Origin of the sequence: Allofournierella massiliensis (assembly GCF_004345265.1) — a bacterium.
Classification (GTDB): Bacteria; Bacillota; Clostridia; order Oscillospirales; family Ruminococcaceae; genus Allofournierella; species Allofournierella massiliensis.
In genome coordinates this window covers 57,683-81,723 of the sequence record NZ_SLUM01000009.1, presented here as the reverse complement: position 1 = coordinate 81,723, position 24,041 = coordinate 57,683, and the positions used below count along the sequence as shown (strand labels likewise).

General features: G+C 60.8%; 19 protein-coding genes. 12 read left to right on the top strand and 7 right to left on the bottom strand.

Annotated elements, in window-relative coordinates; translation table 11 throughout:
* Positions 1-48: 48 nt before the first annotated feature.
* From EDD77_RS06820 to EDD77_RS06805, 4 genes are all read left to right on the top strand, one after another.
* A complete protein-coding gene (locus tag EDD77_RS06820) occupies positions 49-2,601 on the top strand; it encodes a YfhO family protein (RefSeq protein WP_058963626.1) in 2,553 nt (850 codons plus the stop codon).
* On the top strand, positions 2,598-3,368 hold the full coding sequence (locus tag EDD77_RS06815; protein WP_058963625.1) for a threonine/serine exporter family protein: 771 nt from the start codon (positions 2,598-2,600) through the stop codon (positions 3,366-3,368). Before EDD77_RS06820 ends, EDD77_RS06815 begins: the two co-directional genes overlap by 4 nt.
* Positions 3,365-3,817 carry a threonine/serine exporter family protein gene (locus EDD77_RS06810; RefSeq protein ID WP_058963624.1) on the top strand — a complete coding sequence of 151 codons (453 nt, stop codon included), beginning with the start codon at positions 3,365-3,367 and terminating at the stop codon, positions 3,815-3,817. The genes EDD77_RS06815 and EDD77_RS06810 overlap by 4 nt, the downstream gene beginning before the upstream one ends.
* Before the next feature lie 165 nt (positions 3,818-3,982).
* A complete protein-coding gene (locus EDD77_RS06805; protein WP_058963623.1) occupies positions 3,983-4,684 on the top strand; it encodes a glycosyltransferase in 702 nt (233 codons plus the stop codon).
* On the opposite strand, the gene EDD77_RS06800 is transcribed toward EDD77_RS06805, so the two are convergent.
* Complete coding sequence (locus EDD77_RS06800) at positions 4,630-5,547, bottom strand: pseudouridine-5'-phosphate glycosidase (RefSeq protein ID WP_058963622.1); 918 nt, start codon at positions 5,545-5,547, stop codon at positions 4,630-4,632. The genes EDD77_RS06805 and EDD77_RS06800 overlap by 55 nt on opposite strands.
* Entirely contained in the window at positions 5,544-6,473 is a 930-nt protein-coding gene (locus EDD77_RS06795; RefSeq protein WP_058963621.1) for a PfkB family carbohydrate kinase, read from the bottom strand. Before EDD77_RS06795 ends, EDD77_RS06800 begins: the two co-directional genes overlap by 4 nt.
* 214 nt (positions 6,474-6,687) lie before the next feature.
* Here EDD77_RS06795 and EDD77_RS06790 point away from each other — a divergent pair, with 214 nt between their 5' ends.
* Positions 6,688-7,434 (top strand): M23 family metallopeptidase, encoded by a 747-nt coding sequence (locus EDD77_RS06790; protein ID WP_058963620.1) that lies wholly within the window; start codon positions 6,688-6,690, stop codon positions 7,432-7,434.
* Positions 7,435-7,528: 94 nt separating this feature from the next.
* On the opposite strand, the gene EDD77_RS06785 is transcribed toward EDD77_RS06790, so the two are convergent.
* From EDD77_RS06785 to EDD77_RS06765, 5 genes are all read right to left on the bottom strand, one after another.
* Positions 7,529-9,658, bottom strand: coding sequence for a PTS transporter subunit IIABC (locus EDD77_RS06785; RefSeq protein ID WP_132587350.1), 2,130 nt, complete (start codon positions 9,656-9,658; stop codon positions 7,529-7,531).
* A gap of 5 nt (positions 9,659-9,663) precedes the next feature.
* Positions 9,664-10,548, bottom strand: a complete 885-nt coding sequence (licT, locus tag EDD77_RS06780) for a BglG family transcription antiterminator LicT (RefSeq protein WP_058963618.1) — start codon at positions 10,546-10,548, stop codon at positions 9,664-9,666.
* A 291-nt stretch (positions 10,549-10,839) separates the two neighbouring features.
* Complete coding sequence (locus tag EDD77_RS06775; RefSeq protein ID WP_058963617.1) at positions 10,840-13,134, bottom strand: putative bifunctional diguanylate cyclase/phosphodiesterase; 2,295 nt, start codon at positions 13,132-13,134, stop codon at positions 10,840-10,842.
* Positions 13,135-13,344: 210 nt separating this feature from the next.
* The gene (locus tag EDD77_RS06770) at positions 13,345-15,576 is read right to left on the bottom strand and encodes a sensor histidine kinase (RefSeq protein ID WP_058963616.1); all 2,232 of its coding nucleotides are present in this window, start codon (positions 15,574-15,576) and stop codon (positions 13,345-13,347) included.
* Positions 15,551-16,252, bottom strand: a complete 702-nt coding sequence (locus tag EDD77_RS06765; protein WP_058963615.1) for a response regulator transcription factor — start codon at positions 16,250-16,252, stop codon at positions 15,551-15,553. Before EDD77_RS06765 ends, EDD77_RS06770 begins: the two co-directional genes overlap by 26 nt.
* Before the next feature lie 248 nt (positions 16,253-16,500).
* Here EDD77_RS06765 and EDD77_RS06760 point away from each other — a divergent pair, with 248 nt between their 5' ends.
* From EDD77_RS06760 to EDD77_RS06730, 7 genes are read left to right on the top strand one after another with little or no spacing between them, the layout of a single operon-like run.
* Positions 16,501-17,424 carry a sugar nucleotide-binding protein gene (locus EDD77_RS06760; RefSeq protein ID WP_058963614.1) on the top strand — a complete coding sequence of 308 codons (924 nt, stop codon included), beginning with the start codon at positions 16,501-16,503 and terminating at the stop codon, positions 17,422-17,424.
* Complete coding sequence (locus EDD77_RS06755) at positions 17,421-18,206, top strand: sugar phosphate isomerase/epimerase family protein (RefSeq protein WP_058963613.1); 786 nt, start codon at positions 17,421-17,423, stop codon at positions 18,204-18,206. The genes EDD77_RS06760 and EDD77_RS06755 overlap by 4 nt, the downstream gene beginning before the upstream one ends.
* Positions 18,203-19,000 (top strand): glycosyltransferase family 2 protein, encoded by a 798-nt coding sequence (locus EDD77_RS06750; RefSeq protein ID WP_058963612.1) that lies wholly within the window; start codon positions 18,203-18,205, stop codon positions 18,998-19,000. The genes EDD77_RS06755 and EDD77_RS06750 overlap by 4 nt, the downstream gene beginning before the upstream one ends.
* 15 nt (positions 19,001-19,015) lie before the next feature.
* Complete coding sequence (locus EDD77_RS06745; RefSeq protein WP_058963611.1) at positions 19,016-20,152, top strand: FAD-dependent oxidoreductase; 1,137 nt, start codon at positions 19,016-19,018, stop codon at positions 20,150-20,152.
* The gene (locus EDD77_RS06740; protein WP_058963610.1) at positions 20,133-21,056 is read left to right on the top strand and encodes a glycosyltransferase; all 924 of its coding nucleotides are present in this window, start codon (positions 20,133-20,135) and stop codon (positions 21,054-21,056) included. Before EDD77_RS06745 ends, EDD77_RS06740 begins: the two co-directional genes overlap by 20 nt.
* Positions 21,057-21,090: 34 nt before the next feature.
* Complete coding sequence (locus EDD77_RS06735; RefSeq protein WP_058963609.1) at positions 21,091-22,797, top strand: hypothetical protein; 1,707 nt, start codon at positions 21,091-21,093, stop codon at positions 22,795-22,797.
* Positions 22,782-23,996, top strand: a complete 1,215-nt coding sequence (locus EDD77_RS06730; protein ID WP_058963608.1) for a BaiN/RdsA family NAD(P)/FAD-dependent oxidoreductase — start codon at positions 22,782-22,784, stop codon at positions 23,994-23,996. The genes EDD77_RS06735 and EDD77_RS06730 overlap by 16 nt, the downstream gene beginning before the upstream one ends.
* The last annotated feature ends 45 nt before the right edge of the window (positions 23,997-24,041 follow it).

Sequence of the window (24,041 nt, the reverse complement as noted above, 5' to 3'; positions counted from 1 at the left end):
CGCGGGGGCAAAATGCCCTCGCGCTGAAATCTGTTATCGAGGGATACCATGGGAAAGACACAAACATCCTGCGCCCGCGCGCAGCGGAATAACCTGATTTTCTGCTTTGCACTGGCCATGGTGCTGGTGGGCGGCATCTATCTGCTGTTGGGCTTCTGGCCCTTTGGCGATGGAACCATGCTTACCGGTGACCTGAACGGCCAGTATGTGGCCTATCTGGCCGATCTCAAACGCCGGGCAGCGGAAGGCGGCTTTTTTTACAGCTTCGCCAAGCTGTGCGGCGGCAGCACGCTGGGGCTGTTCGCCTATTACATGGCCAGCCCCTTCAATCTGATCCTGCTGGCGCTGCCGCTGCGCATGATTCCGGTGGCGGTGCAGCTGATGTTCTGGTTGCGCACCGCCTTTACTGCCACGGCCTGCTGCTTCTTTTTGCAAAAGCATCTGAACAGCGCCAGCCCGCTGCTGGCGGCAATCAGTCAAGGCTACGGCCTGTGCGCCTTCTGTGTGGTGTACAGCCAGAATGTGATCTGGATGGACGTGGTGCTGCTGGCGCCGCTGGTGCTGTGGGCGCTGGAGCGGCTGGTAGACACCGGCCGCCACTGGCACTTTCTGTGGCTGGTGTTTGCCTGCGTGGTATTGAATTTTTACAGCGCCTGGGCGGTGTGTCTGTTCAGCGTGATCTACTTTTTCTATTACTGGGTCACCAGCGAGCGGCTGGCGCAGCGCACGGCACAGCTGTTTGCCCGGCGATTCGCCCGGTTTGCCGTCAGCGGTGTGCTGGCGGCGGGGCTGGGGATGGTGCTGTTGTATCCGGCACTGACGGAAATTGAGGAGAGCAAGGGCGCGCTGTTCGCCATGGATCTTTCGCTGGAAACGAATTTCAGCCTGCCCCGGCTGGTGTGGCAGCTGTTCTTCGGCAATTTCTTCTGGGAGGACGTGACCGGTGGCCTGCCCAACATTTACTGCGGCGTATTCTGTGTGGCGCTGGGGCTGTTCTTCTTTTTCAGCGACCGGATTCGCCTGCGGGAAAAGCTGGCCGCGGCCGGGGTGCTGGCGGCGCTGGTGCTCAGCTTCTGGGTCAGCGGTATTGACCTTGTCTGGCACGGCTTCAAGGAGCCGGTCTGGTTCCCCTACCGTTACAGCTTTCTGGCCAGCCTGTTTCTGTTGCTGCTGGCGGCGCGGGCACTGCTGGCAGCCCGGCCAAAGCTCTGGGCTTTCGCCGCTGCCGCTGTGCTGGGGGCACTCTGGCTGGCGGGTTACACCGCCACCGCCGGTGAGGAATTCTCCGCTCTCAAGCTGGTCATGTGCGGCGGGCTGTATTACGGTGTTCTGATCTGTGTGTGGCTGCTGGGCGCAAAACGCAGCGCAGCCCTGCTGGGCACGGCGGGCTTTTGCTGCCTTGCTGCGGCGGACATGGGCGCCAACAGCATGCTGAGCCTGCGCAAGTTCGAGAGCTACTCCAAAAGCGGCTTTGAGACCTTTTATGATCAGGGCCGCCAGGTTGTGGAGGCGCTGGAGCAGAAGGACGAGGGATACTACCGGCTGGAAAAGAACTACATGCGCACCCTCAACGACCCCATGCTGCTGGGCTACTGGGGCATCAGCCATTATTCCTCCACCAAGGCCAGCACCGCAAAGCCCATGTTGGAGCAGCTGGGCTATGTGAACTATACCACCTACGGCTGGGGCTCCACCGCTGTGGCAGACAGCCTGCTGGGCATTAAATACTTATATACCGACGGCAGCCGCCCGATACCCGGGCCCTATCAGAAGCTGGAGCTGGGCACCGAGCTGGAGGTGTACGAAAACCCCTATGCGCTGCCGCTTGCCTATGTGGGCAGCACCGATGCGCTGGCTGTGGACGTGGAAAGCAGCGGAAATACCTTCCAGCTGCAAAACGAAATGCTGCAGGCGCTGGTGCCCGGCACGGCCGACGCGCTGCTGCCTGCCGGGAACGTTACGGTGGACGAGCAGGCCAAGGGGCTCACGGTGTATTTTACTGCACCGGTGAGCGGACCCTGTTATCTGGCGGTGCCGGATACCGGCAACTTCCTGCCGGCAGACGTGAAGGTGGACGGCGAGCTGCTGGGCGAGTATTTCCAGGGGGATTCTCTGGGCGGCGTGTTCCCGCTGGGCAGCTTTGAAGCAGGCCAGACCGTATGCCTGCAGCTGGGCGTGGAGGATCCGGCGCAGTATCTGGACAAACTGCAGGTTTACAGCCTGAATGAATCGGTGCTGGCCGGGGCCGTTGACCGGCTGAAGGCGAGCGCCCCTGTTGATCTGACCATCCGGGAGAGGGGCAGCATCCGGGTGACCGCGCAGGGCGGCGAAGAGAATGATCTGCTGGTGCTGCCCTTTGCCTGGGAGGATGAGGCCCACTGGACCGCTGAGCGAAACGGCGAGCCGGTGGCGGTGGAGCAGGTGTTTGAGGGCATGATGGGCGTGCGGCTGGAACCGGGCGAAAACCAGATCCGGCTGACCTACCATCACCCGGGTGCGGCTGTTGGTGCGGCAGTAAGCGGCCTGTGCCTGATTGCCGTGCTGGGCTGGTATGGAGCGCAGCGATACAAAACCCAGAAGGATAGGAGAGAAACGATATGAACGACCAGCAGAGCGTGCTGGAATTTGTGATGGAGGCAGGCGAGGTACTGCTGAAAAACGGCGCCGAGGTGAGCCGTACGCAACAGACCATGGAGATCATGGCCAAAAGCCTGGGAGTGGACAGCTTCCACGGCTATGTGCTCACCAACGGTCTGTTTGCCAGCATGGGCTTGGATTACGGCCAGCCTGCCCAGGTCCGCAGTGTGCCTGCCAGCGAGGTGCATCTGGGCCGGGTGGAGGCGGTGAATGCCCTTTCCCGAAAAATCGCCCAGGGGCAGGTGAGCCTGGAGGAGGCCCGTGAGGAGCTCCAGCGCATTAAAACCATGCCCTACGCGCCCAACCGGGATCAGATTCTGGCCTGCGGTGTGGGCAGTGCCTGCTTTGCGCTGATGTTCGGAGGCATCTGGCAGGACGGCCTGATCGCGCTGGCGGTGGGCCTGGGTCTGCAGGTGTTTCTGCTGTGGATGGGCCGCTGGGGCCTGAACAAGCTGATCACCAAGTTCCTTGGGGCGGCTTTTGTGGCGCTGGCCACCATGCTGCTGTTCCTCACCGGTTTCGGGCAAAACATGGACAAATCCATCATCGGTGCGCTGATGCCGCTGGTGCCGGGAATGGCGCTCACGCTGGGAATTCGCGACCTGATCATGGCGGACTTTCTCTCCGGAACCATCCGCATGCTGGACGCTCTGCTCACTGCCGCCTGCATTGCCTGCGGTGTGGGCCTGATCCTTGGTCTGGCCACCATGATTCCGGGGGTGAACGTATGATGATGCTGATTGAATTTCTCCGCCAGCTGGCGCTGGCTTTTCTGGGCACCGTCTGCTTTGGCCTGCTGTTCCATGTGCCGCCCCGGCATTTTGCCGCCTGTGGCATTGTGGGCGCCATCGGCTGGCTGGTCTACTGGGCCATGATGCTGGTGCAGCCCAGCGCGGTGCTGGCAAGTCTGGTGGCGGTGATTCCGCTTACCGTTGCCACCCGGGTGTTCGCGGTGGTACGCCGCGCTCCGGTCACCCTGTTTCTGATTCCCGGCATCTTTCCGCTGGTGCCCGGTGCAGGCATCTACTACACCGCCTACGCCTTCATCACCGGCGACACCGCCCAGTGCGCGGCCAAGGGCGCCGAGACGCTGAAGATCGCCGTGGCGCTGGCAATGGGAATTGCGGTGGTCATGTCCATCCCCATGAAGCCCAGCAACCTGCGCCGGGATCGGCGTTGAATGAAAACAGAAAAAATTATTTTTCCATAAAAATCCCCCTGCGGACGGCAAGCCGCAGGGGGATTTTTTGCGCAAAAGGGCGACTCCGGGCGAAGTATTGCCCGGGCTGCCCGAAACTTCTTCCCCTCTTTCGGCATAGTCTGTCGAAAAAAGGGAGGGATTCGGGTGAAGAAAAAATTCATCCTTTCCGTGGGGTTCGGCGTGCTGTGGCTCACACTGTCGATATGGCTGTCGATCCCGTGGATTCAGTCGGCCGCAGAGTTTTTGCCACCGGCCTATGTGTGGGCGGTGGTCACGGGGGTGGCCTTTCTGCCGGGCTATCTGATGAGCGCCATGTTCTTTTCCAATCTGCTGCACCGAAGGGTGCGGGAATATCCGAAAACCGATGAGGATACCACGGTCATTCTGTGCGCCCACAACGAGGAGGAAAGCATCGCCGGCACCATTCAGGCGCTGTTGTGCCAGAACTACGGCGGGCGCATCTGCATTCTGGCGGTGGACAATGTCTCCACCGACGGCACAAAGGCCCGGATTCAGGCTATGGCACGCCTTGCGCCGCAGAATCGGCCGGTGCGGTATCTGTACTGCGGCCAGCCGGGCAAGGCGAATGCGCTGAATCTGGGTCTCAGTCGGGTGCGCACCCGCCATTTTCTCACGGTGGATGCGGACACCTGGCTGGAGAAAAACGCGGTGCAGCGGATCATGAACCATATCACGGCGGCCAGACGGGGCTGCGTGGCGGGTAACCTGTTTGTGCAGAAAAAAGCCCCCTGCCGGCAGGCAGAGGGCTTTTGCGGGTTTGAGAAAAACGCTTACAGCGCGGTGTACTCGCGGGCGATGCGGGCAGCCACACGGGCATTGTTGTAGGCCAGCTGGATGTTGGTGGCCAGGCTGCGGCCCTGGGTGTATTCCACAATATGGGCCAGCAGGTAGGGGGTGATGCTCTTGCCGCGCACGCCGTCGGCGTTGGCGCTGGCCAGAGCCTTGTCGATGATGGCGCTCATCTCGTCGAAGTCCATGGCGAACTCCTCGGGCACCGGGTTGCCGATCAGCATGCCGCCGGCAAGGCCCAGATCCCACTTGGTCTTGGCGATCCTGGCAACGTCGGCAGCGTCCTTGGCGGCGTAGTCCACGCCGAAGCCGCTCTTACGGCAGTAGAAGGCGGGGAAGTCGCTGGTCTGGAAGCCCAGAACGGGAACGCCCATGGTCTCCAGATATTCCAGAGTCAGGCCGATGTCCAGAATCATCTTGGCGCCCGCGCAGACCACGGCCACAGAGGTGTGGGCCAGCTCCTGCAGGTCGGCGCTGATGTCCATGGTGGTTTCGGCGCCGCGATGTACGCCGCCGATGCCACCGGTGGCAAAGAACTTGATGCCAGCCAGGCTGGCCAGAATCATGGTGGAAGCCACAGTGGTGGCGCCGGTGCCGCCCTCGGCCAGAATGATGGGCAGGTCGCGGCGGCTTACCTTCACAACGCCTTCGCCCTTGCACATCAGCTCCAGCTCCCCGGCAGACAGGCCCACCTTCATGCGGCCGTCGATGATGGCCATGGTGGCGGGAACAGCGCCCTCGGCGCGGATGATCTTCTCTACCTCAGCGGCGAATTCCAGGTTCTGGGGGTAGGGCATACCGTGGGAGAGGATGGTGCTCTCCAGCGCAACAACGGGCTTGCCCTCTTCCAGAGCGGTCTTAATCTCGGGGGTGATGTCCAGATACTGCTTCAGATTCATTTCACATACTCCTTTATCATTTGTTGAATGGCTTGTTCGCTCATGTCGGGGTTGATGGTGTCCTTGCCGCTGATGGCCACAAGGCCGGCGCCCAGAGCCCAGTCCAGAATCTCACTTTCGTCCAGCCCCTTGCGGGTGGCGTGCAGGATGCCCGCCATGGTGGCGTCGCCTGCGCCGGTGGCATTGACCATCCTGTCGAAGCGGCGGCTGCGCCGGTGGATGCTGCCGCCCGGCCCCTTGTAATAGATGCCGTCCGCGCCGAGACTCACAAAGACCCGGCGTACGCCTGCGGCAAGCACGCGGGTGCAGGCCTCTTCCAGATCCTCTTCGGTGGCAATGGGCATGTCCGCCAGAATCTCCATCTCCAGCCGGTTGGGTTTGATGGTGTCGAACCGGCCCAGAATGGGCACCAGCTTGCGGGCCCAGGTGGTGCTCACCGGGTCCACACACAGGGGCGCAGTGCAGTGGGCGGTCAGATAATTCAGCGCGCTGGCGGAAAGGTTACCGTCGCACACCACCAGTTCGGCCCCGTTCAGAAGCTCCATCTGGCCGGCCACAAAGCCCTCGTCCATCTCGGTGAGAATGCGCATGTCGCTCATGGCTACCAGCATATCGCCGGCGGAGTCCATGATGGAGATGTAGGTGGAGGAGGAATGCCTCGGCCGGGTGAGCATGCCGTCGGTGCCCATGCCCAGTGCCTGGCAGCCGGTGCGCAGCATCTGACCGTAGGCATCGTCGCCCACTGCAGTTACAATCTGGCAGGCTTCGCCCAGACGGGTGAGGTTGTCCAGAATATTGCGCATCACGCCGCCCATGGACAGATGCAGCCGACCGGGATTGGAATCCCGCATGATCAGGGGCGCGAAGCTCTGGCCGTGAATGTCCACGTTGGCGCCGCCGATGCCGGCAATGTAAGGTTTCGTCAAAAACAGCCCCCCGTTCCTTGAATTGGCCGCCGCCTGCGGCCGGTGAGGTTTTTCAACCTTATTGTACTATCCGCAAAAGGGGATTTCAAGTGACAGACGGCACATGTATAAACCGGCGGCTTTGGCGCAAAACTAAAGGCAAAGCGGCAACGGAACACCGACGAGGCAACCGGCTGTGCCGCCGCAAAACTGCAAAAGATAAGGAGCAAAGGGAATGAAATGGATCGCTTCGTTGTTTCGGGGCAGGGGGCTGTACTGGGCCCTTTCGCTGTGCATCGTGATCGCGGCGGCGTGCAGCTTTTTTGCCGTGAAAAACATTGTGGAACAAAACAAACCGCAGACCGATCAGGGAGGTGAGGCAGTATGGGATTTGCCCAAAGCGCCGGTAGAACAGGATGTGGAGGATGTGCCCATCAAGGCCACTCCCGCCCCCACCGCTACGCCCAGGCCCAGCGCCTCGGCCAGGCCATCGCCCTCGCCGGCTTCCTCCTCTGGCTCGTCGGAGCAGCCCGCGCCTACTGCCGCACCCGAAGAGCCTGCCGCTGCGCCGGCGCCCTCCTTCGTGTGGCCGGTGGATGGGCAGACCGGGCAGGAATATAGCGGCGATGAGCTGGTGTATAACGAGACCCTGAAGGACTGGCGCACCCACAACGGACTGGACATCTTCTGTGAGGCCGAAAGCCCGGTAAAGAGCGCGGTGGCCGGGCGGGTCACCGCCGTGTATGAGGACGGCATGTGGGGCCAGATCGTGGAGATCGACGACGGCGCCATCACCTGGCGCTACTGCGGCCTTGCCAGCGGAAGCGTGCTGGTGAAGGCAGGCGACGAGGTGCTGGCCGGTCAGGCCATCGCTACGCTGGATCAGGCCCCGGCGGAAAGCGCACTGGAGCCGCACCTGCATCTGGAAACCCTGCGCGGCGGCAATTACGAGGACCCCCGCCAGTATCTGAGCGAGGGCTGAGCCTATAAAACATCAAAACAAACACAAAGCCCCGGCCTGAAAACAGGCCGGGGCTTTGCGCATCTGTGTATTTAGGAGTTGAGAGGATAGCAGATCAGAAAACTTCCATCACCGCGTCGCCGGCCTTTACCTCGCCGGTGCGGGTCAGCTTGAAGCCGCCCAGATCGGCCAGATTGCCCACCACAACGGGGGTCACGGTGCGGTAGCCTGCGGCCAGAATGGCGGCGCGGTCCATGGTGCCGATGGGCTGACCGGCCTTCACGACATCGCCCTGCTTGATGCTCAGGGTGAAGGGTTCGCCGTTCAGGCGGATGGTGTCGATGCCCATGTGAACCAGAAGATCCACGCCCTGGGCGGTGCGCATGGTGAAGGCGTGCTTGGTGTCGAACACCAGAGTGATCTCACCGTCCGCCGGGGCCAGAACCTCGTCCGCCTCGGGTTCCACGGCGAAGCCGTCGCCCACCATCTTTTCACTGAATACGCCGTCGGCAACCTCTTCCACTGGGATGATCTTACCGGCCAGAGGGCTTACCACGGTCAGTCGCCCGCCTCCGGCCTTGGGGGCGTCGGCGGGTTTGGTCTCAACGGGTTTCGCTTCCTGCGCGGGCTTTGCCACCGGAGCGGGATGATCGGAAGCGGAGGATTTCAGGTAGGCCTCCAGATCGGACTTGATCACGGATACCCGGGGACCGTAAACCACCTGAACGCCCTGGCCCTTGCAGATTACGCCGGAAGCGCCGGTGGATTTGAGCAGCTGCTGGTCCACCTTGGCGGGGTCCTTCACGGTGCAGCGCAGGCGGGTGATGCAGCAGTCCACGTCGGAGATGTTGTCCTTGCCGCCAAGGCCCTGGGTGATCTGAGCGGAGAGCTCGTCCGCCGCTTCGGCCTCGGTTACTTCACCGGCCTTCTTGCGGGCTTCCAGATCCTTACGGGTATAGAGCTTGGCCTCGGCGTTGTCGTCGCGGCCAGGGGTCATGTAGTTGAACTTGCGGATCATGAAGCTGAACACGAAGTAATAAACCACGAAGTAGACGACGCCCACCACGGGAATCCACAGCCAGCTGGTCTTTTCGTTGCCCTGCATGATGCCGAACAGGGTCAGGTCGATCAGGCCGCCGGAGAAGGTCAGGCCCACGCCCACGTTCAGGATGTGCATGATCATGTAGGAAGCGCCGGCCAGCACACAGTGCACCATGTACATGGCGGGAGCCACGAACAGGAAGGTGAATTCCAGGGGCTCGGTGATACCGGTGAGCATGGAGGTGAGGGCTGCGCTGAGCAGCAGGCCGCCCACAGCCTTGCGGTTCTCGGGCTTTGCGCAGCGGTACATGGCGAAGGCAGCACCGGGCAGGCCGAAGATCATCAGGGGGAACTTGCCGGTCATGAAACGGGTGGCGGATACCGAGAAATGGGTGATGCCGGGGGTAGCCAGCTCGGCAAAGAAGATGTTCTGCGCGCCTTCCACCAGCTGACCGCCCACAACGGCGGTGCCGCCCACGGCGGTCTGCCAGAAGGGGATGTAGAACACATGATGCAGGCCGAAGGGGATCAGTGCGCGTTCGATGAAGCCGTACAGCCAGGTGCCCGCGTAGCCGGAGGCCAGCACAAAGCCGCCCAGAGCGTTGATGCCGATCTGAATGGTGGGCCAGATGTAGTACATGGCGATGCCCACCAGCAGGTAAACGGCGGAGGAGATGATGGGCACGAAACGGGTGCCGCTGAAGAAGGAGAGCACCTGGGGCAACTGGATCTTATAGAACCGGTTGTGCAGCGCCGCGGTGCCAAGGCCCACCAGAATGCCGCCGAACACGCCCATCTGCAGGCTGGTCATGCCCAGCACATCGGCGGTGGCGCCCGCCAGATCCGGCGCGCCGAAGGCGCCGATCATGGCGCCGATGGTGGCGTGCATGATGAAGAAGGCGATGGCGGAAGCCAGGGCCGCAACTTCCTTTTCCTGCTTGGCCATGCCGATGGCTACGCCCATGGCGAAGATGATGGGCAGGTTGTTGAACACTACCGAGCCGGCGGAGTTGAGCACCTGCAGAATCGCGTTGGCAAAGGTGCCGGGGCCCAGCAGGCCCATCAGGCCGTAGGCCTCCAGCATGGTCTCGTTGGTCAGCGAGCCGCCGATGCCCAGAAACAGGCCGGCCACCGGCAGGATGGCGATGGGCAGCATGAAGGAGCGGCCCACACGCTGCAATACGCCGAAGATTTTGTCTTTCATAGGTTTCATTCCTCCTCTGTACTCAGGCCCATCGACACCGAAAGCCGGTGCAGATGGACGGTTAAAAAGAACTGTTCGCTGCTGGGAAAGTTCAAATCAAAGGTTTCGCGGATGTGCTGGCCGATGGCCTGTGCGCATTCGTAGTCGGCTGCGTAGTGACGGGCGATCAGATTCTGGAAGCCGGTATCGCCATCCGGCGCGTAGCGGCCCTGGAACAGCCGCTGGGCCAGAAACTTCAGGTGCACCACGAATCTCTCGTAGTCCACCGAGCTTTCGTCAAAGGTCACGCCGTAGTAGGCCTGGGCGTAGTTGACCACCTCGCGGATCAGCTTGGTGATGGGAACCATGTCCGCCATGCGGCCGTCCAGCTCGGCGTTCACGATATGAAGCGCCATGAATCCGGCTTCGTCCTCGGGCAGCCGCAGGCCCAGCACGCTTTCGATCACGTCCAGCGCCTGCTGGCCCAGTGCGTATTCCTGGGGATAGAAGTTTTTGATCTCCCAGAGCAGCTGGTTGGGGTATTCCACCCCGTTCCGGAGCCGCTCCACCGCAAAGGAGATATGGTCCGTGAGGGTGATATACACGTTTTCGCTGAGCCGCCGCCCCAGCACCCGCTCGGCGGTTTCGATGATGTGGGTGCTGATGTCCAGATATTCGCTGGGAACATCCTGCATCAGCTGCATCAGCCGGTCGCACTGGCCGGGATCCCGCAGGGCGTAGATCTTTTCCACCCGGGCGGCGGGCAGAAGATCTCCGGCAGATTTTTTGAACCCGATGCCCAGCCCACGCAGAATGATTTCCTGGCCGCTGGAGTCCTGGGAGCAGACGAAGTTGCTGCCGATCACCCGCACAATTTTGTAGGTGCCGTGCTGTTCCATGGGGGAGGTCATGCGTGCATCCCCCCGGAAAACGCACCGGCAGACATGCCATGCTTCATGCGTTTTATCACCTTTCCTTCCATCACGTAGCCTTGAAACGACCGGTTTCGGCAAATAAAAAAGACCAAACCACACCCGGCGATCAAATCGCACCGGGAGAAGTTTGGTCTTGCCTGCATTACCAGTCACAAGCCGTATCGACTTTGAACTGTTCACAGAATAGCACAGGTGGGAAAGCCTTGTCAATAAAAAAACAGGGGCGAAAAAAACTTTGGAAGTTCTGCCGGAAATGCAGTGAAAATCTTATGAAATATGCCGATCCGGATGGGGGATGGGCAGGTATTTCTGTTCGAATTCCTCCACACTGATGGGCCGGTCGAAGTAGTAGCCCTGGGCCAGATCGCAGTGCATGCGGCGAATGAAATCCAGCTGAGCCTCAGTTTCCACACCCTCCACCACGGTGGTGATGTGCAGCTCCTGGGCCAGATGAATCACATTTTTCAGAACCAGATCCCGTTTTTCCTCGTCGGTTTCATCCCGGGCGGCCAGGAATACCCGATCCAGCTTCAGCTCGTCGATGGGCAGATCCTTCAGGGTATTCAGCGAGGAGTAGCCGCTGCCGAAATCGTCCATCGAGATGGAAAACCCCTGACCATGCAGCCCGAGCAGCACGGCCCGCACCCGGTCGATGCTTTCCAGCGCAAGGCTTTCGGTCACCTCCAGCACAATCAGCCGGGGCGGAATGTTCCAGCGGTTCAGAATGCTGCACAGGCGCTGCACATACCCTGCCTCATACAGCATCAGCCGGCACTGGTTCACCGAGATGGGAATCACATCGCGCCCTTCGTCCAGCCAGCGGCGCAGGGTGCGGCAGGCCTGATCCACCATGTAAAAATCCAGATCCACACAGAAGCCGTTCTTTTCGAATACGGGAATGAACTGGTCCGGGTAGAAGGAAAGCCCGTCCGGCCGGACCCAGCGCACCAGCGCTTCGGCACCGCCGGGGCGGCCGGTGACAAGGTCGATTTTGGGCTGCAGCTTCATCACGAATTCACCGCTCATCAGTGCGGCGTCCATGCTTTCCTCAATCTGATTGCGCAGGATGACCGGTTCGTAGATGGCCGGGTCGAAGAAAAGCAGTTCGTCCTGCCGGGAACCGGAGGTGGTTTCGGCGGTCATGGCCGCTTCGGTGATCGCCCGCTCCAGGTCCGGGGTGGTGTTGGTCACAAAACGCACACCTGCCGAACACACCGCCTGATAGTTCTGATGCTCCGACACCCGGAACCGGCGGATCTGAGCAAAAAAGCGGCTCATGCGCTGATGTACCTGATCCGGGTCTGAGCAGTCCAGAAGCAGCAAAAAGCGTTCGTTGCGGCCCATGCAGAACAGCTCGGTGGGGCCTATCTGCTGGTCCAGCGCCTCCTTGATATGCCGCAGCAGGGAGTTGAAGCGCTCCAGTCCGTACAGGTCTTTGATGGTGGGGGCGTTGTCGATGTCCAGCACGATCAGGGCTTTGGGGTCGGCGGTGAGCTTGCTGGGCATCTCCTGCAAAAAGCGAACCCGGTTGTAGGCCCCGGTGATGGAATCGAAATAAGTCAGTTTGTTCATAGAGCGGTTGTTCTGGCGCATCATCCGGTAGATATAGAGGGTAAGCAGGATCACCAGCAGGAAAATCACAAAAAAGGTGATGCGCTGCAGGTTAAACCACTGGCTCAGATCGGTGACCAGAATGCGCTGGGGAACCACGCACATGATGTACCAGTCGTTGACTCCCATGGGAATCAGCGCCACCTCATACAGGGTACGCTCGTTGGTCAGGCTGAAAAAGGCGGATTCGTTCACGGCGAAGGCGCTCAGGATGGTCTGCTGCAGCTCATCGCTGAAGGCGGGGGTATCGAAGATGCTGCGGGCGTCTTCGCTGATGAAATAGGTCTGGTTGCGCACTACGAACTTGCCCTCAGAGTTTACGATATGGGCGTGGACCTGGCCGTTCAGCAGCAGGCTGGGGCTGAGCAGCTCCCGCAATGCGTCGGTGTTGTTGGTGCCGGTGAGCACTCCGATCACCGGACCGTCCACGCCGCCCTGGTAGATGGGCACCGCGTACCGGTTCACATAGCAGCCCAGGGTATCATCCCAGAAGGTGAAGGAGATGTTGCCTTCACCGGCCAGTGCCCGCTGCACGGCGGAATCCTGGCTCAGGTCCTGCTCCAGCTGGGCGCTGCCGTCCAGCAGAACAAAGCTGCCCTGCCCGGCGGTGTCCACCACACCCATGCGCAGAAACGCATTCTGAGAGTTTACCACATCCAGCTGGTCCAGAAAGGCGGGATCGTGAAGCAGCTGCTGCGAATTGAGCCCATCCGCGGAGTCGTAGCCGATAAAGGAGGAAAGAGTTACCAGTGTTTGCAGATTCCCCTGAATGTGGGAATTCACAATATTGCGGGCGGTTTCCGCAGTGGCTTCCAGCGAATGGGCTGCTTCTTCGTGCTGCACCTGCGCGCCGTTGCGGGAAAAAATATAGAAGGAAACGGTGAGCGCGATACAAACAGCGGTAATCAGCGAAAAAGCCACCACGATCTGGCGATGAATATGTTTGGTCACGGGCAACGCTCCCTTCCTGGCAGAGCTCCCCCGGCAAGTGTACGGGGGATGTATTGTGAAAAAATCAACTGTATTTTATACAGTATAATCGAATTTTGAACGGAAGGAAAGAGCCGCGGAGGGATTTGACGGTTACTGTTGGCGGAAAACGGTGGATTTTCCACCAGTGAATAAAAAATCTCCCCGGCCCTGAAAGCCGGGGAGATATGATCAGACGGGTGGCTCTGCCGGGTCAGATGGCTCATAAGCCGGTTGAGAAGGATACTCTGTTTCCGGTTCCGATGCAGGCGGCGGGCAGAGGGGAAACTCCACCAGTACACAGAACAGATCCGCCACCGCGTGAACCGAGAACCGGCCGCCGCAGGCCTCGGCAAAGCTCTTGGCGATGGAAAGGCCAAGGCCGCTGCCCTCGCCGCTGCGGGCGGAATCCCCCCGCACGAACCGTTCCAGAAGATGCTCCGCATCCTCCGGGGCAATGGGATCCCGGGTCACGTTTTTGATGCTGATGGAAACCCGGCTTTCGCCCCGTTCCATCTGGGTATAGACCCGGCTGCCGGGCAGCGAGTAGGCCAGTGCGTTGGTATAAAGATTCTGGAACACCCGATACAGCCGGTCGCCATCCGCGCAGACCCAGGCCTGTTCCGGCAGCTGGGTCACAAAGGAGAGGGGGCTGGCTGCAATGGCTTCATCCATATCCGCCAGCGTCTGGCGGATCAGCTTTGCCAGATCCAGCGGCCGGGTCTGCAACGGCAGCTCGCCGCTGGCGGCCTTGCTCACCTCGAACACATCCCGCACCATGGTTTTCAGCCGGTCAGCCTTGACCTTCAGGATTTTGGCGTAGTCCGCCGCGGGCTGGTCAAGCGGTTCCTCACAGAGAAGCCCCGCATAGTTGATGATGCTGGTCAGGGGTGTTTTCAGGTCGTGGGACACATTGGTGATCAGCTCCAGCTTGAGCCGTTCGGCCTTCATCTGCTGTTCCACCCGGGCCTGAATGCCTTCTTCCAGCGCGTTCAGGTCCGCCGCGGGCACCGCACAGAGAGAACCCTCGGGCAGGGCCAGCGGGGCGGTATGCTGCCCGGCGCGCAGGGCGGCCAGCTTATCCGCCAGTTGATTCGCCTGCTCCAGAAAACGGAGCAGACGAACAATACCGGCTACAAAAAGGAAAGCACCGCCCAGGAAGAGGGCAAGAAACAGAAGAACAGCCAGCTGCAAATCCAAGAAATAAAAGACCTTGTAATAGCAGAAGAAGGACAGAGGCAGCGCCGCCATCAGGCAGGGAGGCCCGATCAGGATAGGCGCCAACAGGCTCAGGGCTGCCTGACGTTTCCATGGCTGGGCGGCGGCAAACTGCTTGTATCGGCGGATCAGGCGGGCGGTCAGGCTGGTGCGCAGGGTGTGGCGCAGATTAAAGCGGAATTCCAGCCAGAACAGCCAGACCAGCGGCAGATCGATCACCAGAAGAAACGCCGTCAGGAAGGGGGACGCAAAGAAGGTGACCGAGTAGCCATACAGGTAGCTTTGCGCCGCGCAGCTCAGGATGGCCAGCAGAAGATAGCCGGAGAAGAGCAGGAAAATCAGAGCAGGCAGCTTCACCAGCAAGGGAACCCGGCGCAAAAGCCCGGCCGCCCATTGGGCTGCCGCCCGCCGCTTTTTCCACAGAGCAAGCCATACCGCCAGGCAGAGCAGCCCCCAGGCGCCCAGCCCCACCAGAATGCGGGCGATGATGGGCACGGTGGAATTGTTGATCCACCGGTAGGCAAAGCCGAGGGTGCCGGTGTCGCTGGAGGGGACCTGCTTGACCGCGATCACCAGCTTCGCATTGGACAGAAAGCCCTGCGGTTCCACCCGGGTGGGGGTGATGTCCTCGACAAGAATCTCCTGAGTGCTGCTGAAGGCGGTTACACTGACCAGATAAGACATCTGGTCACAGACGTCCAGCAAAAGGCTGTTGCCGCCGATGCTGCCGTCCTTCAACTGAAAGACGATTTCGTAGCCCTGGGGGATCTCATCCGGAGAGCGGAGCAGGGAGGATGAGATGGTCTCTTCGCCCTCGGCGCTCAGATACAGCAGGATGTCCCGGCTGGTGTATTCCTCACTCTGCTGCAGTTGTTCCAGCGCCTGCCGGGAAAGCAGCTTCTGCTGCGCTACCGCCTGGGGAGCGAGGGCCTCACCGCTGGGGGTGACCAGCCCGTCGGCGCACAGCACCCGGGCATGGTAGTAAACGGTGCTCAAAAAATACTGGTATTCCGGTACCGCCTCGATTTCCCGGTTCATCAGCGCAGAATAGGAGCGGGGCCCCTGCAGAAAAATCTGCACCAGCCGGTCATCCAGCGGGATGCAGTAAAAGATCAGAAACGCGCACACCGCCGCCATCCAGCCCGCCAGAATGCGAACGATCAGCGGCCATTTTTTGCCCTCAGTGCTTTTCCAGTTTATAGCCAAGACCCCACACCACCTTTACATATTCCGGTTCCTTCGGATTCAGTTCAATTTTTTCCCGGATGCGCCGGATGTGCACCATCACGGTATTCTCCGGGGCGTACACATTGCCCTCGCCCCAGGCGCCGGCATAGATTTCTTCCGCCGAGAACACCCGCCCCGGGCTGCGGAAGAACAGTTCCATGATCCGGGTCTCGGTGGGGGTCAGCCGCACCGGCTCGCCGTCCGCCGTGAGCTGATGGGCTTCAAAGTCGTATTCCAGCCGCCCCACCCGCACCAGCGGGCCGCCGGACTGCGCGCCGCCCAGGGTCAGGTACCGGCGCAGATGACTTTTCACCCGTGCTACCAGCTCGGTGGGGCTGAAGGGCTTGGAAATGTAGTCGTCCGCCCCGATGGAGAGCCCCAGCACCTTGTCGCTGTCCTCGGTTTTTGCGCTCATCACCAGAATGGGCAGGTTGTGTTTCTGCCGGATGCGCAGAATGGCGGAAAAACCGTCCATCCGGGGCATCATCACATCCATTAAAATCAGGTGTACTGTGCGCTGTTCAAGAACATCCAGCGCTTCAAAGCCGTCCGACGCGCCGTATACGCAAAAACCCTCTTTTTCCAGATAAAGCCGCACCGCGTTCACGATGTCGGCGTCGTCGTCCACCACCAGGATACAGGCCTGCTGGTCCATGAAACCGCCTCCTCTTTGCAAAACCGCTCTTTTGTTGATTGTAGCCAAAACCGGGGCGTTTTCCAAGGCCCCTTTGAGCGCATCCTTATTATAGCAAAGGATTCTTACAGCCGGAGGGTGGTTTCTCTTACGGTTTTCTTACAATGGAAAAAGGGCCTCAAACGGGCGCGAACCTTGTAACTTCGGGGCTTTTTGTGTATAATGTACCCTGTATGACTATGAGAAAAAGCGGCGAAAGGAGCAGCGGCATGGCAAACAGTGTTCTGGTGGGCAGTACCGGCTTTGTGGGAGGCAACCTGATGGCGAGTCATCCCTTCGATGCGGCCTACCATTCCAGCAATGTGCAACAGGGCTTTGGCAGGGAGAACGATCTGGTGGTTTATGCCGGTGTGCCCGCCGCCATGTTTCTGGCCAATCAGGACCCGGAGGCGGATCTGGCGGTAATGCGCGCGGCCCGGGAAAACCTGCGTCGCCTTGCGCCCAAAAAGCTGGTGCTGATCTCCTCCATCTGTGTTTATGTAGATAGCAGAGGCAAAACCGAAGCGGACGAGCCCCAGCCTGAGGGCCTTGCGGCCTACGGGGCCAACCGGCTGCAGCTGGAGCGCTGGGTGCGCGAGGACTGGCCGGACGCTCTGATCGTGCGCCTGCCCGCCCTGTATGGTCTGGGCCTGAAAAAGAACTTTCTGTACGACCTGCACACCATTACCCCGGCGCTGCTGCGCCCGGCCAAGTATGAGGAGCTGGCGGCAAAGAGTGAGCTGGTGAAAAACGCCTACTCCGACGCGGGCAATAACTTTTATAAATTGAACGGCAGTCAGGACTCCGCAGCCTTGAAACAGTGGTTTGCGGCCAACGACTTCAACGCGCTGGCCTTTACCGACAGCCGCTCGGCCTACCAGTTCTACGACCTGCGCCGCCTCTGGGCGGACATTCAGAAGGCTCTGGAGCTGGATTTGCGGGTGCTGCATCTGGCAACGCCCCCGGTGAGCGCCGCCCGGGTATATGAGGCGGTGGCCGGCGGCCATTTTGAAAATCATCTGGCGGCGCAGCCCTTCGACTACGATCTGCGCACCCTGCACGCCGAGGCCTTCGGCGGCAGGGATGGCTACCTTTGCACCGAGAAAGAAGAGCTGGCGAATATCTGCGCCTTTATGAAAGGATGGACGGAATGAAATTATCGGCTTCCAACATCGGCTGGGCCGCTGAAAACGACGAGCAGGTCTGGCAGCTTTTGAAGGACCTGGGCTATCAGGGCATCGAGATCGCCCCCACCCGGGTGATCCCGGAAAACCCCTATGACTGCCCGGCGGGCGCGGCCCTGTTTGCCGGCGTCATGCACCAGAAATACGGCTTTGCCGTCCCCAGCATGCAGAGCATCTGGTTCGGCAAAACCGGCAATATCTTCAACCCGGACGAGGCGAAGGAGCTGGAGGAATACACCCTGCGGGCCATTGAGTTCGCGGTGAGCTGCCGCTGCCGGAATCTGGTGTTCGGCTGCCCCCGCAACCGGAATATGCCGGAAGGCGCCGACCCGCAGCAGGGTGAGGACTTTTTAAGCCGCATTGCCTGGATGGCGGCCCAGCGGCAGGTGGTCATCGGTCTGGAGGCGAATCCCCCGGTGTATAACACCAATTACATCAACACCACCGCCGATGCCTTCGCCATGGCTAAAAAGCTGGACAGCCCCGGCCTTGGCGTCACGCTGGACGTGGGCACCATGATCGCCAATGGCGAGCGGCCCAACGACTTCGCGGCGGATATGAAATATGTGAGCCATGTGCACATCAGCGAGCCGGGCCTTGCCCCCATCGAAAAGCGGGCGATTCACCGGGAACTGGCGCTGCTGCTGGGCGCGCTGGATTATCAGGGCTATGTGTCGCTGGAGATGAAAACCGCGGACACGGACACCGTGCGCCGCAGCCTGGAATATGTGGCGGAGGTGTTCGGCGCATGAGCGAATGGGTGAAAAACGTGCCCGGCGTGCCGGACTACACGGTGGACGCCTTCCGGGAAAAGCGCAGTGACTACTGCCTGCTCATCCCCATCATCAACGAGGGCAAGCGCATCCTCACCGAGTTGGAACGGGCCCAGAAGGGCGCCGTGGATGGTCTGTGTGACATCATCCTGTGCGACGGCGGCTCCACCGACGGCAGCATGGAGCCCCGGGGCCTGGAGCGCCGGGGCGTGAACACTCTGCTCACCAAAAAGGGCCCCGGCAAGCAGGGGGCCCAGCTGCGCATGGGCATCCACTATGCGCTGGAACGGGGCTACGAGGGGATTCTGACCATCGACGGCAACAACAAGGATTCCATCGAGAGCGTGCCCCTCTTTATTGAAAAGCTGGAGGAAGGCTACGACCTGATTCAGGGCAGCCGGTTTATCCCCGGCGGCAAAGCCATCAATACCCCCGTCAGCCGTTACTGGGCGGTGCGCCTGATTCACGCGCCGGTGATCAGTCTGGCGGCCCGCCACTGGTTTACCGATACCACCAACGCCTACCGGGGCTACAGCCGGGCCTATCTGACCCATCCGCTGGTGAAGCCCCTGCGGGATGTGTTCGTGGGCTACGAACTGCTGGCTTACCTGAGCGTGCGTGCCACCCAGCTGGGCCTCAAGGCCTGCGAGGTGCCGGTGGAGCGAGCTTATCCCAGGAACGAGCCCACCCCCACCAAGATCAAGGGCTTGCAGGGCAACACCAATCTGCTGAAAATTTTGTTCGCCGCACTGCGGGGAAAATACAACCCTTAAAGGGGAGAATGCGACATGCAGGTTTACGATAAGATCATTGTGGGCGCGGGCCTTTATGGCCTGTACGCGGCGCAGAAATGCGGCGCTGCGGGCCAGCGGGTGCTGGTGCTGGAAAAGGATGCCGGCCCCTTTATGCGGGCCACCTACATCAACCAGGCCCGGGTGCACATGGGTTACCACTACCCCCGCAGCTATTCCACGGCCATCAAGAGCGCCCATTATTTTGAGCGCTTCTGCCGGGATTATGACTTCTGCCTTTTAAAGGAATTCGATCAGGTCTATGCCACCAGCGCCCATTTTTCCTGGACCAATGCCCGGGAGTTCCGGGATTTCTGCGCTGCGGCGAACATCCGCTGCGACGATGTGGCCCCCACCAAATATTTCAACCCGGGCCAGTGCGACGGCGCGTTTCTGACCACCGAATACACCTACGACGCTCAGGTGCTCAAGGAGTATTTTCTGAAGGAGCTGGCCAAGCTGCCGAACGTGACCATTGCCTACGGCCACAAGCCGGAAGCGGTGGAGCGGGTGGGCAGTGCCTGGCGGGTGAAGGCGGGGGACATCGCCGCCGAAGCGCCTTTCCTTTTGAACGCCACCTATGCCGGGGTGAATGAGCTGCACGCCATGCTGGGCTTCGAGCCCTTTAAAATCAAGTATGAGCTGTGCGAGATCATTCTCTGCACCGTGGACGACAGGCTGAAAAACACCGGCATCACCGTGATGGACGGGCCGTTTTTCTCCATTATGCCCTTCGGTCAGACCGGCTACCACAGCCTGACCAGCGTGACCTTTACCCCCCATGTGACCAGCTACGACAGTGTGGCCACCTTCGAGTGCCAGAGCCGCAGCGGGGGAAAATGCCGCCCGGGCGACCTTTACAACTGCAACGAGTGCCCGGCAAAGCCCGCCAGTGCCTGGCCCATGATGAGCCAGCTGGCCCGCAAATATCTGAAGCCGGAATACGGCTTCCAGTATGCCGGGAGCCTGTTCAGCATGAAGCCCATTCTGAAGGCCAGCGAGATCGACGACTCCCGCCCCACGGTAATCCGGCAGTATACGTCGGATCCGGCCTTTGTGAGCGTGCTGTCCGGCAAGATCAATACCGTTTACGATTTGGATGAGGTGCTGCAATATGGCGCAGATCACGAATAAGGAAAAGAATTTTGTCTCGGCGGTGGTCTATCTGCACGACTGTGCCGGGCAGGTGGAGCCGTTCTTTGACCGGCTGCTGGCTCAGCTGGAGGAACATTTCACCTACTACGAGATCGTGGCGGTGAACGACGGCTGTACCGACGACACCGTGGCCCGCCTGAAGGCCTTTGCCGCCGCAAAAATGGAAAAGCCCCTGACCATTCTGAACATGAGCCTGCATCAGGGGGTGGAGCAGGCCATGAACGCCGGTCTGGACGCAGCCATCGGCGACTTCGTGTTCGAGTTCGACAGTCTGGACACCCCCTATCCCGCCGAGCTGGTCTGGCAGGCATACGAGACGGCACTCACCGGCTTTGATGTGGTGACCGTCAGCCCCAGCAGCCAGAAGGCGGCCAGCCGGGCCTTTTACACCCTGTTCAATGCCTTCAGCAACAGCGTTTACAAACTGGAAAGCGATGCCTTCCGGCTGGTGAGCCGCCGGGCCATCAACCGGGTGAAGGCCATCAGCGAGAACCTGCCCTACCGCAAGGCGGCCTATGCGGCTAGCGGCCTTGCCTGCAAAACGCTGCATTTCGAGGGAAGCATCCGCGGCCAGCGGGAAGCCCGGCTGGACAAGGCCATCGACAGCCTGGCTCTTTACACCAATGCCGGCTACAAGATCAGCTTCGGCATTTCCTGCATGATGGCGGTGCTTACCCTGATTGCGCTGGTCTACACTGTGGTGGTATGGCTGGTGGGCGAGCCGGTTACCGGCTGGACCACCACCATGCTGGTGCTCAGCGGCGGTCTGGCCGGCATGTTCGTGATCCTGACCATTGCGGTGAAGTACCTGAGCCTGCTGGTGGATCTTTCCTTCCGCAAACAGGCCTACCTGATCGAGGGCATCGAAAAGATCCAGAAATAACCGATATGTCTACATCTACAAAGGGAGAAACGCCATGAACAAACGGCTGCGCAGTGCGCTGCAACAGGATATGAGCCGCCGGGCCTTCTGGGTGCTGGTGGCGCTGGTGGTGCTCGTCAAGCTTCTGATGACCCGCTTCCAGATGGCCTATGTCTGGGTGGGCGGCGCCCCGCTGGACGATGAACTCATGTTCCGGGCGGCTCAGAGCATCACCGACGGCCAGTGGCTGGGCGCCTACGACTGGCTCACCCTTTCCAAGCACATGTTCTTTGCGGTGTGGCTGGCTGTGTGCAACCTGCTGCACCTGCCGTATCTGGCGGCGGGCCAGCTGCTCACCTGTGGGGCGGCGCTGGCCTGCGCCTTTGCCTTTGCGCCGGTGATGCGCCGGTGGAAGAGCAGGTTTGCCCTGTTCGCGCTGCTGGCCTTCAGCCCGGCGGCTACCGCATCCTTCACTCTGCGCGTCTACCGGGATAATATCTTCCCCGGCCTGTGCATGCTGTTCTTTGCCGGGCTGTGCGGCTATGCGCTGCGCTGCCGCCGGCCGGTGAAACAGGGCATCGGCTGGCTGGTGCTGTCCGGCGTGGGGCTGGGCCTCGCCTGGCTCACCCGGGAGGACGGCGTGTGGCTGCTGCCCTTCGCGGCGGCGGGCACCCTGATTCTGATCCTCACCGCTCTGCGGGATAAGGGCTCTCTTGTAAAAAAGCTGGGCCGCTGCGCTCTGCTGGCGGTGCCTTATGGTCTGCTGGCAGCGGCAATCCTTGTTTACAGTGCGGTAAACTACGCCTGCTACGGTCTGTTTGCGGTGAGCGATTTCTCCTCCGGCAGCTTTGCCGCAGCGGTGGGGGCCATGAGCCGGGTGAAGGCCGAGGAATGGAAGCCCCTGTGCAGCGTACCCACCGACGTGCGCATGAAGCTGTACGATGCGGTGCCCGAACTCAAGCCGCTGGAATACTGGCTGGAGGAGGACGAGAACCTGCAGAACAGCTTCCGCAACCCGGAGCTGGACGATTACCAGTCCGGCAGCTTCTACTGGGCGCTGCGCAAGGCTGCCTGGAACGAGGGCGTGTACGACAGCTCGCAGAAGGCGGAGGAATACTGGCAGCAGGTGGCGGACGCCATCAATGCTCTGTGTGATTCCGGTCAGCTGGAGTCCAATGGGCCAAAGCGCAGCAGCACCACCCCGCCCATCCGGATGGAATATGTGCCGGACGTGCTGGCGGAGGGAGTGCGCAGCCTGCTGCATACCCTCACCTTCCGGGACTGCGCACCTTACTATGCCGACCAGCGCAGCCTGATCCTGCCGGAGGACGAGGCGGTTTATGAGGCGTATCTGGGCCAGCAGGTGAACAGCGCGGCCCAGGCGGGCAGCGATCTGCCCTATTACAGCCCGCTGCAGAAGCTGGTGTTTGCCGGTATGGAAGCCATCTGTCTTGTGTATGCGATGGGGCTGCCGGTGTTGTTTGCGGCTGCGGTGGTGCTGCAGATCCGGCAGGGATTCAGGCTGCTGCAGCTGAGAAAGCAAAAGGCCATCCAGCCCGGGCAGGCCCTGTTGTGGGTGCTGCTGCTGGGCCTTGTGGCCATGGCGCTGCTGCGCTGCTTTATGATCGCGTTTGTGGAGGTGGCCTCCTTTAACATCGGCACCTCCACCATGTACCTTTCCACCGTGCATCCGCTGTTGCTCCTTTACAGCGGGGCCGGTATCCTGACCCTTTGGAGGAAAAATCAGTGGCAAACATCCTGATTGTGGGCGCGGGTGCGGCCGGGCTGATGGCTGCGGGCGCGGCCGTGCGGCTGGGCCATTCGGTCACCGTGCTGGAGCACACAGAAAAGCCCGGCCAGAAGCTGCTTATCACCGGCAAGGGCCGGTGCAATGTGACCAACAACTGCGACGAAAATACCTTTTTGCAGAACGTGCGCACCAATCCGCGTTTTCTGTATTCGTCGCTCTACGCCTTTCCGCCAGCAAAGACCATGGAGCTGTTCGAGGAGCTGGGCGTTCCCTTAAAAACCGAGCGGGGCCGCCGGGTGTTCCCGGTGAGCGATAAGGCGGAGGATATCCGCCAGGCCCTGTTGCGCTACGCGGACGGGGCACAGATCCTGTACGACGGGGCGGAAAAGCTTTTGATTGAGGAAGGCCGGGCCGCGGGCGTTGTGACCAAAAGCGGCCGCACGCTGACCGCGGATGCGGTGCTGGTGGCCACCGGCGGTGTGAGCTACCCGGTGACCGGTTCCACCGGCGACGGCTACCAGCTGGCCAAGCAGGCGGGCCACAAGATCGTTCCCACCGTACCCAGCCTGTGCAGCCTGGTCTCGCCGGACGAGGACTGCCGGGCCATGATGGGCCTTTCACTGAAAAACGTGACCCTGACCCTTTACCGGGACAAAAAGGCCGTGTTTACCGAAATGGGCGAGATGCTGTTTACCCATTTCGGTATCTCCGGCCCGCTGACCCTGATGGCTTCCAGCTACATCAAGGACATGCAGAAACACAGCTGGAAGGCGGTCATCGACCTGAAGCCCGCTCTGGATGAGGAGCAGCTGTATAAGCGGGTCACCAACGATTTTGCCCTGCTGGCCAACAAGAGCGCACAGGGCGCGCTGGTGAAGCTGCTGCCCGCCAGCATGCAGCCGGTGATGGTTAAGCGCTGGGGGGTGGATCCGGCCACCCGGGCCAACCAGATCACCAAGGAGCAGAAGCGGGAGCTGGTGCGGCTTGTCAAGCACTGGGAGGTGCCCATTACTAAGCGGGGCGACCTTGCCCACGCGGTGATCACCGCCGGCGGCGTGGATGTGAAGCAGGTGGACCCGAAAACCATGGAGTCCAAGCTCTGCCCGGGCCTTTACTTTGCCGGCGAAGTGCTGGACGTGGATGCCTACACCGGCGGCTACAACCTGCAGATTGCCTGGTGCACCGCTCAGGCGTTTGCCACAAATCTGTAACATAAGCGGCGGGGCCGCTTTGCATAGAATAAATAGAAGGAAGTA